Source organism: Oleiagrimonas sp. C23AA, assembly GCF_011759385.1.
Classification (GTDB): domain Bacteria; phylum Pseudomonadota; class Gammaproteobacteria; order Xanthomonadales; family Rhodanobacteraceae; genus Oleiagrimonas.
The window spans coordinates 662,875-675,885 of record NZ_JAARLY010000001.1 but is presented as its reverse complement, the minus strand read 5'-3'; the positions used below and the strand labels follow the sequence as shown (position 1 = coordinate 675,885).

The following is a 13,011-nucleotide window of genomic DNA, read 5'->3' as shown; positions in this document are numbered from 1 at the left end:
CGCTCATGAATGGTCAGGCCGTCTGCGCCTGCGCGGCAAGCGCTACCGAACCGGCGCGTTCGGCAAGACGCTCGGGCGAAGCATGCTCGGGGCGCATCAACTGGGTCGGTCGCGGCGCTTTGAAACGCGCCGCCTGATCGGCCGTCATCCCCGGCAGCGGGGCCTCATCGGCGGTTTCCAGCAGGGACGGGTCCCAGATCAGCACGGTCATGGTGATACTCCTTGTTGCGTTTGCCTGCCCTTTCTATCAGCGCCGCGTTGCAGCGTACTGACCGGACAACTGCATGGTAGACAGGCCATCTGCGAAGCGCTTGTGAACAGCTCGCTCAATTTCCGTCACAGACTGGCCGGCACCTGAACCGGCTTCCTGGGTAATACTTGGTTGCAACGCCCAGGGCCTTAGACTCGAACAGGTAACGGATGCGTCGACAGGCGCGTTCGCCCTTCCCCACCGTTGCAGGAGGTTTCCATGAACAAGTCCGCATCTGCCGTCTGGAAAGGTGACATCAAGCAGGGCTCGGGTGTCATTTCCACCGAAACCGGCGTGTTGAAGGAGGCCCCTTACGGGTTCAAGTCCCGCTTCGAGGACGGACCGGGCACCAATCCCGAAGAGTTGATCGGCGCGGCCCATGCCGGCTGCTTCTCCATGGCCCTGTCCCTGATGCTTGGCGAGGAAAATCTTACCCCCGAGCAGATCCATACCAAGGCCGATGTCACGCTGGACAAGGTCGACGACGGTTTCGAGATCAGCGCCGTACACCTGACCGTGCAGGCCAAGGTACCCGGCGCCGATGCCGAAACGTTCAAGAAGATTGCCAACAAGGCCAAGGAAGGTTGTCCGGTGTCCAAGCTGCTGAACGCCAAGATCACCATGGAGGCGCAGCTGGCCAACTGATGGAGGCACTGATCGCAGGCAACCCGTAAGCACCTGGTAAGGCCGTCACCACCATGCGTGGCGGCCTTATCTTTTGCCAGCTCCACTAAATGCCTAGGGCAGACTCAGGAGTTGCCCATTTCTTCCTGCAGCGGCAGCACCCGCCAGCCACCTGCGGCGTCCTGTACTTCCACCCGCACATTGTGCGTGCCCATGCGCCCCATCATGTCAGTAGCCATTTCACGCGCGGCCGACACCGCTTCACGCTGGCTGCGATGCTGCTGAACCACCGTGCGTGCGCGACGCACTACCCACGCGCTGCCACCATCGGCATAAGGAACGAACAATACGAATGCTGGTTCGGCCATGATCCACCTCGTCGTGTGCGCCCCGATGTCATCCCCCGGTCTGCACGTCAAAGCAGCGGGCGGCGAACCCTTTACAGGCGCGACACCCAGCATGCGTGAATGCAAGGTAAAAAAAGGTTAACCGCCATGGACTTGCATCACGAACTGCACGACAGCATCGAGCAGCCGGCGCGATGCGTGGCCCAGGCCGGGCGTGGTGCGGCAAACCGGGCTTGATCAGGCTGCTCCCGATAAGGCTGGCGCACCGCCTGCATCAAGGTTTGCAGCTCCTGCAAGTCGCCCAGCTCCGCTGCCTCGATTGCTTGCTGGGTCAGGTAATTGCGCGGCAGCATCCAGGGATTGGCGTGATCCATGCGTTGGCGCCTTTCGGAAGCCGGAAGATCCTGCGCAAGGACTCGTTCAGCGTAAGCGGTCAACCACTGCTGCAGATCAGTACCGACCGCATCGCGGGCCGCCATGTCATAGAACGCATTGCCAAATATCGTGATATCCGGCGCTTCCGGATTCAGTGAAGCCAGTGCACGAAACGCCAGCGTCATGTCCATGCGGCCACGGGCCAGCAGCGCCTTGAACTGCTGCATACGTGCCATGTCGTCTTCGTCGGCCTGGGTCAGGCCCAGCTTGGCGGCGGTGAAGGCGCGCTCGCACGCGGCCAGTTCGCGCTCGTACAAGGCGAGGCCGGCATGCAGCGGTTCCACGTCATCGCCAAACAGTGGCGCCAGTGCGCCCGCCAGACGGGTCAGGTTCCAGTAGGCCACCCGTGGCTGATGCGAAAAGCGGTAGCGGCCAGACGGCGCATCGGTGGTGTTGGGCGTGAAGTCCGGATCGTATTCATCGATGAAGCCGTACGGCCCGTAATCGATGGTCAGGCCGAGCACGGACATGTTGTCGGTGTTCATCACCCCGTGCACGAAACCGACCCGCATCCAGTGCGCCACCATGCGCGCCGTGCGCTGGCAGATCTCGGCAAACCAGTCACCGCGGGCGTGCGGCTGGCTAACGCCGATATGCGGAAAGTCGCGCCCGATCACTACATCGACCAGCCGGCTGAGCAGATCGATGTCACCGCGCGAAGCCGGCAGCTCGAAGTGCCCGAAACGCACGAACGAAGGCGCCACGCGGCACACCACGGCACCGGGTTCGGCTTTCGGGTGGCCGTCATAGAACATGTCGCGCACCACATGCTCGCCGGTGTCGACCAGGCTCAGCGCACGGGTCGTCGGCACACCCAGATAGTGCATCGCTTCGCTGCAGACAAATTCACGCAATGACGAGCGCAGTACGGCGCGGCCATCGGCGCCCCGCGAGTATGGCGTCGGCCCCGCACCCTTGAGCTGCATGTCCCAGCGCTCGCCGTCACGCCCGATCACCTCACCCAGGTGGATCGCGCGTCCGTCGCCGAGCTGGCCGGCCCAGTGCCCGAACTGATGCCCGCCATACACGCTGGCGTACGGCTGCATGCCATCGAGGACGGCACTGCCGCCCAGCACGCGGGCCATGTCCGGGTGTTGCATGTCAGCGTCGTCCAGACCCAATGCCGAGGCCACTTCCGGCCACCACGCGAGCATATTCGCCTGCGCCACCGGCGTCGGATCGAGCGGCGTGAAGAAGGCGCCCTCCACCGCCCGCGGGCCTGGCTCGCGCGAGGCGTCGGCGGGTAGTTCGCGGACAAAAAGGTTGTCAAAGTTCAGCGCGGGCATGGGATTCATCAATGGCGTCACTGCCCATGCATATCCGGCCCATCCGGCGCCGATGCAAGGGGCGCCAGCATACGCTGGCTATGGAACACGCGCCGCTTGCCGGTCAGTGGGTCGATGAAGGCAAGGCTGTGCGCCAGTAGTGCCAGGGGGCGATCGGCATCATCGCTGTCGACCTCGCCCAGCTGCGGATACAGGCGATCGTTGAGGATCGGCGCTTCCAGCGCCGCCATATGCACGCGCAGCTGGTGTTTGCGCCCGGTGACCGGTTGCAGACGCACCGTGGCCAGATCGCCATGACGCGCGATCACCTCGATGCGCGTGTGCGCATTGGCGCGGCCTTCGACCTCGCACATGCGAAAGAACGGCTCGCCGCGCACGATGCGGGAGGCGCGCTCGGTCGGCAGTTCGGCCGCTTTTGCAAGATGCACCTGCGCTTGATAGATCTTCTCGATACGGCGCGAGGTAAACAGCTGCACATACGCGGCACGACTGGCCTTGCGTGCGGAAAACAGCACCAAGCCAGAGGTGTCGCGATCGATGCGATGCAGCGGCACCAGATCGGGATTGCCCAGGCATGACCTGAGCCGCGCCAGCAGGGTTTCGCTGACAAACCGCCCCGCCGGCATCACCGGCAACAGTGGCGGTTTGTCGGCCACCACCAGATCGGCATCAGCGTGCACGACATGCTCTGCGGCATCGATACGCGGTTCATCGGCCACTTCGCGAAAATAGTGCACGCACTGGCCGGCGTGGCTAAGCGCATCGGCCTCCAGCGCGCGGCCCTGTTCATCGAGCACACGCTGGCGCTGGAAGCGCTGGCGCCAGGTGGCGCGGTCAATCTGCGGAAACCTGGCATGCAGGGCATCGATCAGCGGCACCCCGGCCGCGTGCAGGTACACGGTGCTGGCGCCGTGAGGCTTCATGGCGATGCGGCAAATATCTGCGCGATATCGTGCTCGCCAAGCAGGCGCCACTGGCCTTCTTCCAGGGCACCCAGTGTCAGCGCGCCCACCTCAAGGCGATGCAGCGCGGTGACGTGATTGCCAAGCGCGGCGAACATGCGCCTTACCTGGTGATAACGCCCTTCGCTGACGGTGACACGCACGCGCTTGGGCTCCATGCGCTCCAGCTTGGCCGGCGCCAATGGTGTGCTTTCACCCTCCAGCATCAGCGTGCCGCTGGCGAACGTGGCCTCCGCGCTGTCGCACAAGGGCTCGGCCAGCACCGCCTCATAGGTTTTGGGCACATGCTTCTTCGGTGAAATGATCCGGTGCAACAAGGCACCGTCGTCGGTGAAAAGCAGCAGGCCGGAGGTATCGCGATCCAGTCGGCCAACGCTGGAAAGTACCGGTTTGCGGTGCGCGAAACGCGGCGGCAGCAGACCGTATACCAGGCGTCCGGCATCCTTGTGCGAACAGGTGAAACCGGTCGGCTTGTTGAGCATCAACACCATGCCCGGCGCCGGGTCCAATGGCTCGCCGTCCAGGCGGACTTGCCCGTGGTCGACCACGTCATCGGCGTACAGCGGCTGGCCCTGGACATCGGTGATGCGGCCTTCGCCAAACAGCGCCGTGACCTGCTTGCGGCTGCCATAGCCCAGGTTGGCAATCAGGCGCAGCAGCTTCATGCGCGCGCTCCGCGTGCTTCGAATACCTTGAAGCCATCGGCTTGCGCACGAATCTGCACATCGGAGAAATGCATCGCCAGGGTGGCCTCGTACGGCAGGTGCCGATTGGCCACCATCCAGAACCGTCCGTCCGGCGCCAGTGCCTGCGCAGCGCTGCGGATGAACGCCTGACCCAGCGCGGGCAGATCGGCGCGCCCATGCTGGTGAAACGGCGGATTGGCGATGATCACCTGGTAATGCGCCGGCAGCCCGGCAGTGACATCGTGCCAATGCACGTTCACGTCCACCCCATTGGCTTTGGCCGCGGCTTGCGTATTGCGCCGGGCCGGCTCGATGGCCCGCCCTTCGGCCTCGAACAGATCCACCCTCTCGATACCGGCACAACGGGTCAACAGCTGGCAGGACAGATAGCCCCAGCCGGCGCCCAGGTCCGCCGCGCGGCCGTGCAGGTCCGACGGCCATTGCGCGGCCAGCAGCGACGAGGCGGCATCGATGCGATCCCAGGCAAACAGCCCCGGGCGACTGACATAGCGCCCATCGAGAATCGGTTGCACCTCATCGAGTGCCAGCCACTCGGCCAGCAGCGTGTGGTCGATGTCTTGCGCCCCAGGCCGCGCCCAGAATACGCGGCACTTATGCTTGGAAAGCTGTCCTTGACCGCCGACCAGCCGGCGCAGGTCCGCCTCGCCGGACTTGGCGCCTTCCGTATTCGGCATGCAGGCGATGACCACGCCGCCTGGCGCCAATGAGGCGACGGCCCGTGCCAGCACGGCACGGGCTTCCTGACGTTGGCGTGGCGGCAAGGCGATCACCCGCGCAAAGCGTTCTGCGGGCGCCTCACTCACCACGCTCAGTCCGCTGCGCCCCAGCGCATCGGCCAGCGGCTTCAGGCTTTGCTGGCAAGTCCAGTGCGCGTCCATGTCGGCCCGGAGCGCGCCATCGGCGCGGGCGCGCAGAAACAGTGTGCTGCCCGCCTCGCCCGCACCAAGGTGATGCGATTGAAGCGCCAGGCGCAACGCATCGAGGACGGGATCAATGGCAAGGGCAGACGCAACGGACATGGTGTGAGGCAGCGAGTGGTGGCGGACGCCCATTGTAACGGTTGCACCGCGCGCGGCCGACGTTGCGCTAAGCTAGATGCCAAGGGGAACCGGCGTCATGTCGGAGGATGAGATGAAAGCCACGCTACGCCGCCTGCTCGCCGTACTGGCCGTGATGCTCAGCGTCGGCGGGGTCTCGGTTATCGCCAGCCCGGTGTCGGCGCCGACGGACTCGGCAGGTTTTGCGGCACGCATTCGCATCGATGGTGCGATTGGACCGGCCATGGCCGAATACATGCAGCGCGCGCTGCGCCAGGCCCAGGCCGATGGCGCACGCGTAGTGGTTCTTGAGCTGGACACCCCCGGCGGGCTTTCTTCTTCCATGCGCCACATGATCAGCGCGGTGCTGGCCTCGCCGCTGCCGGTCATTGGCTATGTGGCGCCGGGTGGCGCCCGCGCGGCATCGGCCGGCACCTATCTGCTCTATGCCTGCCCGCTGGCGGCGATGGCACCGACCACCCATCTGGGAGCGGCCACGCCCATTCGCATGGGTGCGCGCACGCCGATGCCAGACGCTTCGGAAGCCGCTTCCAGCAGCACGGCGGCAAAGCCTTCAGCCGACGCCGAACAGACCAAGACCGCCAACGACGCGGTCGCCTACATCCGCTCGCTGGCACAGCGTCATGGGCGCAATGCCGCCTGGGCGGAAAAAGCCGTGCGCGGCGCGGCCACGCTGACCGCCGACGAGGCACTGCGGGCGAACGTCATCAACCTGCTGGCGGACAATGCCCAGCAACTGCTGGCCAAGGCCGACGGTCGCAAGGTCGCCCTGGCGTCCGGCACCGTAACGCTGCACACCGCCGGGCTGAGCGTGCGCGACTACGCGCCCGGCTGGCGCAGCCGGTTCCTGGGTGTCATCACCAACCCCACCATCGCCTATCTGCTGCTTCTGGCCGGCATTTATGGTCTGGTGCTGGAAGGCTTTCATCCCGGCGCCATGCTGCCGGGTATCGCCGGCGGCATCGCCCTTTTGATAGGGCTTTATGCCCTGCAAATGCTGCCGGTGGACTATGCCGGTCTGGCGCTGATGGCGTTGGGCGTGGCCCTGGTGATCGGCGAAGTGCTCAGTGCCGGTATCGGCGCCATGGGAGTGGGCGGAGTGATTGCTTTCGTATTGGGGTCCATCATGCTTTTTGATCGCGATGTGCCGGGCTTTGGCGTCGACGTTGGCGTCATTGCCGGTATCGCCGTGTGCGCCATCGCCACCCTCGGCGCCATTATCTGGTTCGTGGTGCGGGCACGGCACCGACGCAAGGCCAGCGGCGATGATGTGCTGCTGGATGCACGCGGTCCGCTGTTGCAGGCCTTGCCGGCTGGCGGCCAGTCATGGGCCATGATTCGCGGCGAGCGTTGGCGCGTCACCGGCGACGCGGCGCTGGCCGCCGGCGCCGAAGTGCGCGTGCTGGCCCGCGATGGCCTGGTACTGCGCGTGGAAGCGGCCTGAATCTTTCCTCCGTTGGCAAGCGGTTTTCTTTTCTCAAGGAGTGCGGGACATGTTCGGATTTGTCGGCATCATCGTGGTTTTTGTCATTTTTCTTCTGGTCGCCTCGATCAAGGTACTGCCCGAGTACGAGCGCGGCGTGGTGCTGACGCTGGGTCGATTCACCGGCATCAAGGGCCCGGGGCTGGTGATCCTGATTCCGGTGGTGCAAAGCATGTCGCGTGTGGACCTGCGCGTGGGCGTGATGGACGTGCCGCCGCAGGATGTGATCTCGCGCGACAACGTCTCGGTGCGTGTCAACGCGGTGGTCTACTACCGCATCATCGAGGCCGACAAGGCGGTGCTGCAGGTGTCCGATTTCTACCAGGCCACCAGCCAGCTGGCGCAGACGCGCCTGCGTTCGGTGCTGGGCCAGCATGAGCTGGACCAGATTCTTTCCGAGCGCGAGTCGATCAACCAGACGCTGCAACAGATTCTGGATCAGGCCACCGATGGCTGGGGCATCAAGGTCACCGATGTCGAGATCAAGGACGTGGACTTGAACGAAACCATGGTCCGCGCCATCGCCCGCCAGGCCGAAGCCGAGCGCGAGCGCCGCGCCAAGGTGATCCACGCCGAGGGTGAAATGCAGGCCGCCGAAAAGCTGCGCGATGCCGCCTCGATGCTGGCCCAGCAGCCGCAGGCCCTGCAGTTGCGCTATTTGCAGACGCTGGCCGACATCGGCTCCAACGGCAAGAGCACCACCATTGCCTTCCCGCTGCCGCTGGACTTGATCAAACCGCTGATGAAGGCCTTCGACAATGCTGATGGCTCAGCCTGATACACCGTGTTAGTCAGATAAAAAAGGCGCCCCGCGGGGCGCCTTTTTTCTTGCCGTGAGGCGGCGATTTAATGGCCGGTGTTCTGGCTGCCGTGCGGCCCGGCCGCATCCAGATGATCGAAGTGCTCCACGGCATTGATCACCATCGGATAGCTGCCGATGGTTTCGCCACGCCAGATCGGGTTGGAGGCAAACAGCAGCACGTGGCCTTTGCCGTAGTGCGCCAGGACCACCGCACCGCGTCCGGCCATCTCGCTGCCGTGCTCGAGCAACCCCGCGATCAGCAGCTTGCCCGGATCGGCAAAGCGCGCCAGTACCTGCGGGCGATCGGCGGAAGGGATCAGATACGGATTGTTGCGCGCCTGATCCACATTCAGCGGCAAGGCCTGCCACGGTTTCACATCGGGCAGCTTGGGTGGCGCCGCAAAGGCCCGTGCTTCGGGCATGTCCGCCTCGTCCGGGCCGCCCCGGCCCGTCGGCCGCGCATAGTCCTGCGCCCGCGGCAGGCCGCGATCGCCGGTGACCAGGTTGGAGATCTCAAACGACTGGCCGTGCGCGCTGTACAGCGCAAAGGCGTCATCGTAGCCGGCCATCACCGGGCTTTGCGCATCCACCGTACGCGCCCCCAGCACGCTGCCGACCACGCGCAGATGCGCCCGCGGACTGACAAACACGCCCGGCGCCATGCCTTCATCGATGGCAAAGCGCGCGGTGTCCTCGGCAGTAACCAGCAAGCCGCCCGCCTTCACGAAGGCCTTGAGGTGAGCCAGGCCCGATTCACCCAGCCCCGGACGCACATCGTTGGTGCTGTCGATGCGGCCGATATTGGGCGTGAGCGAGGTCGTCTTCCACGGCATCGGCTTGCCCCACATCGGCAGGCCATTGACGATGCGCTGATCGCTATAGCCACCCACCGGCGCAAACAGGATGACATCGTAGCGACGACGCAGATCGCTCATCCTGGCCACATCCTGGGTGCTGATGTAGTCGTACTTCACGCCCAGGCGATCCAGCGCCATGCGCCACCAGCCTTCGGTCTGCGTGCTGAGCCAGGTATGCATCATGGCGATGCGCGGCAGGTGCGCCGGCTTCATGTCGATCGAGGCCAGGCCCGACGGCACTTCGATGGCGCCCACCTTGTGCATGGGCGCCTTGAGAATGCCATTGTCGGTCACGCGCGCCACATCGACATCGAACAGGTCGCCCATCGACCAGCCGGTGTCGTCATACGGCGTTTTCTGCGGATCGTCCGGCGACCAGTACTGGCGATCGAGCAAGGCGTCGGCAATCCGCGAATACGGCTGATCCATGCGCACCACGTAGCTGCCGACCGGGAACACGCGACGACGCTGGCCGCCATCGGCATGCGCCTGGTCGTTCAACCGACCCTGGGTCACCGTCGCCGGCGCATCCAGGCGGTCGATTTCGCAATGCTGCTCGGCCAGTATCTTCAGCAGTCGGGCCTGCGCGCCGGGATGGCGCTCGTCGGCCGTGAAAACATACGCGGCGGGGCCGGCCAGTTGCGGCTTCTCGATCGAGCGCTTGGACTTCAAGTAGAAGTTGCGCAGAAATTCTTCGGTGTGATTGCTGTAGTAGTAAAGCGCCGTCAGCAGGCCCGATTGCTCGTAGTTGTTGTTGTCGCGCTGCGACCAGGTCACCGTCGGCAACGGCGGGTTGGGCTTGTACCAGGTGCGCTGGTATTCGCTGGGATCGAGCACGCGCTTGAGCGTGTCGGCGCCATGGTTGCCAAAGGTTTCGTAAAGGCGGCTGATGCCGTTGTGCATGGCACCGATGAACATCAGATAGCCCGGGCTCCAGGTATCGAAATCGCCATGCGTGAACACACCGGGCAAGCCCAGCTTGGTCAGTTGCTCGACATTGTCCCAGCCCAGCTTCTGCCATTCGCCGGTGAGAATCGGGTCGATCCAGGCGTTGTAAGGCCCATCGCCCACCGTGTTGTCGTACAGGAACGGCACCGACTCGTGCAGATCGTGCAGCACCTGGGCATGCCAGCCGACGTAGGTGTTGAGCACATTGCGCGTGAGCTTGAGCGTCAGCGTCATGGCGTCACGATTGTTGTCGTGCGCCACGTAGTGGCCCCAGTACATCAGACTGGGATAGTTCTGATCCGGGTGCGCGCGATGCCAGTTGTAGAGATCGACCATGCGGTCGCGTCCATCCACCTCCACGATCGGCGTGATCAACGTGATCACGTGCGAGCGGATGTGGCGGATATACGGCGCGTTGTCCACGGCCAGGCGGTAGGCCAGTTCCATCAGCGCCGTCGGCGCGCCGGTTTCGATGGAGTGGATGGTGCCGGTGATGTAGTACACCGGGTGCGTCTTGGGGATCAGCGCTTCGGCGCGGGCATCGTCCATGTCGATGCGGCGCGGGTCGGCCAGCTGCGCCAGCCGCGCGTCGTTGGCCTTGAGACTGGCCAACACATCGGCGTCGGCGATGGCCACGGCGATCATCGGCCGGCCCTCTTCGGTGGTGCCGATGTTGAACACCTTGACCCGGTCGCTGGCCTTGGCCAAGGCGTGGAAATAGCGGTACACGTCCTTCGAATACGGCAGCCAGTTGGGAGCACCGGCGATGTGTCCCAACACCTGCTCGGGCGTGGGCACCGTTTTGGAGGCCGGCAGATAGTCGGTCAGCGGCGTATTGAAATCGGGCCGCGTGGTGTCCTGGGCGATCTTGGCGGTGTAGCCGACGTCGACCGCCTGCGCCGGATCCCGCGCGTAGACCGAGGCGGCGATGGACGGTGTGTTCGGTGGCGCCGCCGAAACCACAGGCGCGGCCACCAGCAAAGCGGCAGCTGACAGCAAGGCGCGAAAGGCCGAATGCATGCGAGTTTTCCCCTGGGAAAGCACTGGATGACAGCGCGTCACTGTGCCAGAAAAGCGTGCCGGTGCACCCTGCCGTTGGTTGGCAGAACCCGCTCTGGTTTTCGCCGCGCTCAGGCGTCCTTGAGGCTGGCCTCGAAACGGCGCAGTTCGTCCCACGCCGCATGCACGCGCCCAGCCGGCTGCTGCGGGAAGGCCGCCACCAGCCCCGGCAGCGGGTCGGCGCCGCCGCGGGTTTCCAGCAAGGTGCGACTCATCGCCAGCGCTTCGGCCATGGCCAGCTGAGCGGCCGCGGCGGTGCGCCGGTCGGCGTTGTAGTCGCCCAGCAGCTTCAGGGTGGCTTCGGGCAGCGCCCATTGCTCGGCCACGCCGCCGGCCAATTTGCGGCCAATGGCCATGGCGCGGCGGGCAAACGGTGCCGAGACCAGCGCCTCATGCAGCAAGCGGCGCCGATCCATCGCCCGCACCACAATCAACAATCCAGCACCCAACGCCATGCCGCTCAGATACAGCGAAAACGCCTCGCCATGCTCGCCGGCCAGCGCCAGCGCGGCCTGACCACAACGCTGCGCATAAGCCCAGGTGCGTGGCCCGGAAACCGTGCTGTGCGTGGAACCGCTGGAGGCGGTAAATACCGGTTGCATGGCCAAACTGGGCAACAATCGGCGCAAGCCATCGTGACCGAGCACAACGATGGCCTCGCGCACATCGGTAACATGCCGTCGGCGCCTGAAATAGGCGCTGTTGGCCACACGAAGCACGGCACTGACCACCATCGGATCGCGCGAGATGACGCGTTTCAGGTGCCCGGTGGAGACATCCGGATCACGCAGCGCCACCACCAGCTCGGGTAGCACCATCGGCAGACGTGGCAGCAACACCGCCTGGCGCGCTTGCACGCGCAGGAACTCCAGGTCGGCCAGCACCTCGGCCTCGTACATGTTGGGCGGCAGGTCTTTCAGCGTGGGCGTATCCAGCAACGCCTCGAAAAAGCCCACCTCCAGCGCGACAAGATCCAGCGCGGGCGGCGCTTCGCACGCCTCACCGGCGGCGCCCGGTTCGGGGCCGTCTCTGTGAGGTATCGCTTTGCTCAAGCTTGCCTGTCGCCTGCGCCACATGGATGTTGCGTTGCCCTCTGCCCTGGTCGAAAAAGCGCGGTATCGCAAAAGCTATCGGCCGTCGGCGGCCGCAGTTGAGCCGGCCTCGTCCTGCGACTCGAACGGATAGCGCACGCCCAGACGCTGGCGCATCGCGTCCATCAGGCGCAGCGTGCCCAGCGTATCGGCCAGCGGCATCGATTCACTTTCACCGCGCCCCTCGCGCACGCAGCGCATCACTTCCTCGATCTCGTATTCGTAACCATTGGCGCGCAGCGGCCGGCTGATACGCGTTTCGTGACGGCCCTGCCGCAGCGAAATCTCCTGGCTGCACCAGAACGGCGCGGCGATGGCTATACTGCCCTCGGCGCCGGCGATGCGAAAATCGTTGTCGGTATCGACCTGAAAGTTGCAGCTGAACTGCGAGCAGGCGCCGTCGGCGTAATGCAAGGTGCCGGCGACACGCGCATCGACGCCGGTCGGCGCCAGCAGGCCGGCCACTTCGAAACTTTCCGGATCGGCGCCGAGCACCCACTGCGACATGGCAAGGTTATAGACGCCCATATCCAGCAGCACGCCGCCGGCCTGGGCCGGGTCCAGCCAGCGCTCTTCGGGCAGGTACGGCAAGGCGGCGCCAAAATGCGATGACAACATGCGCGGCGCGCCGATGGCGCCCTCACGCAACCATTGATGCACCTGTCGCCAGACCGGGATGAATCGCGACCACATCGCTTCCATCAGGAACACACCACGGCGTCGCGCCAGCTCGATCAGGGGTTCGGCCTGGGCCGCATTCACCGTCAGCGGCTTTTCGCACAACACCGGCTTGCCCGCCTCCAGACAGGCGCGGGTGGCCTCGGCGTGGGCGTGATGCGGGTTGGCGATGTAGATGGCATCGACATCGTCGGCATCGACCAGAGCCTGATAACCCTCGACCCAGCGCGTGGCATCGAACTGACGCGCGAAGTGCCGCGCACGCTCGCCGTCCCGACTGGCCACGACCTGAAGTCGCGCACCGTCCACGGCGGCCAAGCCCACGGCGAACTTCCGGGCAATGCGGCCCGGCCCGATGATGCCCCAACGAAATGTGCTCACCACATCCCCTGTACGTACACAAATCCCGTTCACAGAACAGCTT

At 65.0% G+C, this 13,011-nt stretch carries 12 protein-coding genes; 3 read left to right on the top strand and 9 right to left on the bottom strand.

Annotated elements, in window-relative coordinates:
• Positions 1-13 precede the first annotated feature (13 nt).
• Positions 14-211 (bottom strand): hypothetical protein, encoded by a 198-nt coding sequence (locus HBF24_RS02850; RefSeq protein ID WP_167168567.1) that lies wholly within the window; start codon positions 209-211, stop codon positions 14-16.
• Positions 212-469: 258 nt separating this feature from the next.
• Here HBF24_RS02850 and HBF24_RS02845 point away from each other — a divergent pair, with 258 nt between their 5' ends.
• A complete protein-coding gene (locus HBF24_RS02845) occupies positions 470-895 on the top strand; it encodes an OsmC family protein (protein WP_167168564.1) in 426 nt (141 codons plus the stop codon).
• A 104-nt stretch (positions 896-999) separates the two neighbouring features.
• On the opposite strand, the gene HBF24_RS02840 is transcribed toward HBF24_RS02845, so the two are convergent.
• The 5 genes from HBF24_RS02840 to HBF24_RS02820 form a co-directional block, all read right to left on the bottom strand.
• The gene (locus tag HBF24_RS02840) at positions 1,000-1,242 is read right to left on the bottom strand and encodes a DUF2188 domain-containing protein (RefSeq protein WP_167168562.1); all 243 of its coding nucleotides are present in this window, start codon (positions 1,240-1,242) and stop codon (positions 1,000-1,002) included.
• 137 nt (positions 1,243-1,379) lie between these two features.
• On the bottom strand, positions 1,380-2,942 hold the full coding sequence (locus HBF24_RS02835) for a YdiU family protein (protein ID WP_167168559.1): 1,563 nt from the start codon (positions 2,940-2,942) through the stop codon (positions 1,380-1,382).
• Between the two features lie 17 nt (positions 2,943-2,959).
• On the bottom strand, positions 2,960-3,865 hold the full coding sequence (locus HBF24_RS02830) for a pseudouridine synthase (RefSeq protein WP_167168556.1): 906 nt from the start codon (positions 3,863-3,865) through the stop codon (positions 2,960-2,962).
• Entirely contained in the window at positions 3,862-4,569 is a 708-nt protein-coding gene (locus HBF24_RS02825; protein ID WP_167168552.1) for a pseudouridine synthase, read from the bottom strand. Before HBF24_RS02825 ends, HBF24_RS02830 begins: the two co-directional genes overlap by 4 nt.
• Positions 4,566-5,630, bottom strand: coding sequence for a methyltransferase (locus HBF24_RS02820; RefSeq protein WP_167168549.1), 1,065 nt, complete (start codon positions 5,628-5,630; stop codon positions 4,566-4,568). The genes HBF24_RS02825 and HBF24_RS02820 overlap by 4 nt, the downstream gene beginning before the upstream one ends.
• A 112-nt stretch (positions 5,631-5,742) precedes the next feature.
• Here HBF24_RS02820 and HBF24_RS02815 point away from each other — a divergent pair, with 112 nt between their 5' ends.
• Entirely contained in the window at positions 5,743-7,113 is a 1,371-nt protein-coding gene (locus HBF24_RS02815; RefSeq protein WP_240922065.1) for a nodulation protein NfeD, read from the top strand.
• A 49-nt stretch (positions 7,114-7,162) separates the two neighbouring features.
• Positions 7,163-7,930, top strand: a complete 768-nt coding sequence (locus tag HBF24_RS02810) for a slipin family protein (RefSeq protein ID WP_167168544.1) — start codon at positions 7,163-7,165, stop codon at positions 7,928-7,930.
• 68 nt (positions 7,931-7,998) lie between these two features.
• Here HBF24_RS02810 and HBF24_RS02805 read toward each other — a convergent pair whose 3' ends face one another.
• From HBF24_RS02805 to HBF24_RS02795, 3 genes are all read right to left on the bottom strand, one after another.
• A complete protein-coding gene (locus tag HBF24_RS02805) occupies positions 7,999-10,779 on the bottom strand; it encodes a M14 family zinc carboxypeptidase (RefSeq protein WP_167168541.1) in 2,781 nt (926 codons plus the stop codon).
• 110 nt (positions 10,780-10,889) lie between these two features.
• Positions 10,890-11,870, bottom strand: coding sequence for an HDOD domain-containing protein (locus tag HBF24_RS02800; RefSeq protein WP_167168539.1), 981 nt, complete (start codon positions 11,868-11,870; stop codon positions 10,890-10,892).
• 75 nt (positions 11,871-11,945) lie between these two features.
• Positions 11,946-12,968, bottom strand: coding sequence for a Gfo/Idh/MocA family oxidoreductase (locus tag HBF24_RS02795; protein WP_167168536.1), 1,023 nt, complete (start codon positions 12,966-12,968; stop codon positions 11,946-11,948).
• Between the last annotated feature and the right edge of the window lie 43 nt (positions 12,969-13,011).

Bases quoted from the DNA above. Each gene is read 5' to 3' on its own strand.
- HBF24_RS02850 (WP_167168567.1), bottom strand. From the start codon at position 211: ATGACCGTGCTGATCTGGGACCCGTCCCTGCTGGAAACCGCCGATGAG.
- HBF24_RS02845 (WP_167168564.1), top strand. From the start codon at position 470: ATGAACAAGTCCGCATCTGCCGTCTGGAAAGGTGACATCAAGCAGGGC.
- HBF24_RS02840 (WP_167168562.1), bottom strand. From the start codon at position 1,242: ATGGCCGAACCAGCATTCGTATTGTTCGTTCCTTATGCCGATGGTGGC.
- HBF24_RS02835 (WP_167168559.1), bottom strand. From the start codon at position 2,942: ATGCCCGCGCTGAACTTTGACAACCTTTTTGTCCGCGAACTACCCGCC.
- HBF24_RS02830 (WP_167168556.1), bottom strand. From the start codon at position 3,865: ATGAAGCCTCACGGCGCCAGCACCGTGTACCTGCACGCGGCCGGGGTG.
- HBF24_RS02825 (WP_167168552.1), bottom strand. From the start codon at position 4,569: ATGAAGCTGCTGCGCCTGATTGCCAACCTGGGCTATGGCAGCCGCAAG.
- HBF24_RS02820 (WP_167168549.1), bottom strand. From the start codon at position 5,630: ATGTCCGTTGCGTCTGCCCTTGCCATTGATCCCGTCCTCGATGCGTTG.
- HBF24_RS02815 (WP_240922065.1), top strand. From the start codon at position 5,743: ATGAAAGCCACGCTACGCCGCCTGCTCGCCGTACTGGCCGTGATGCTC.
- HBF24_RS02810 (WP_167168544.1), top strand. From the start codon at position 7,163: ATGTTCGGATTTGTCGGCATCATCGTGGTTTTTGTCATTTTTCTTCTG.
- HBF24_RS02805 (WP_167168541.1), bottom strand. From the start codon at position 10,779: ATGCATTCGGCCTTTCGCGCCTTGCTGTCAGCTGCCGCTTTGCTGGTG.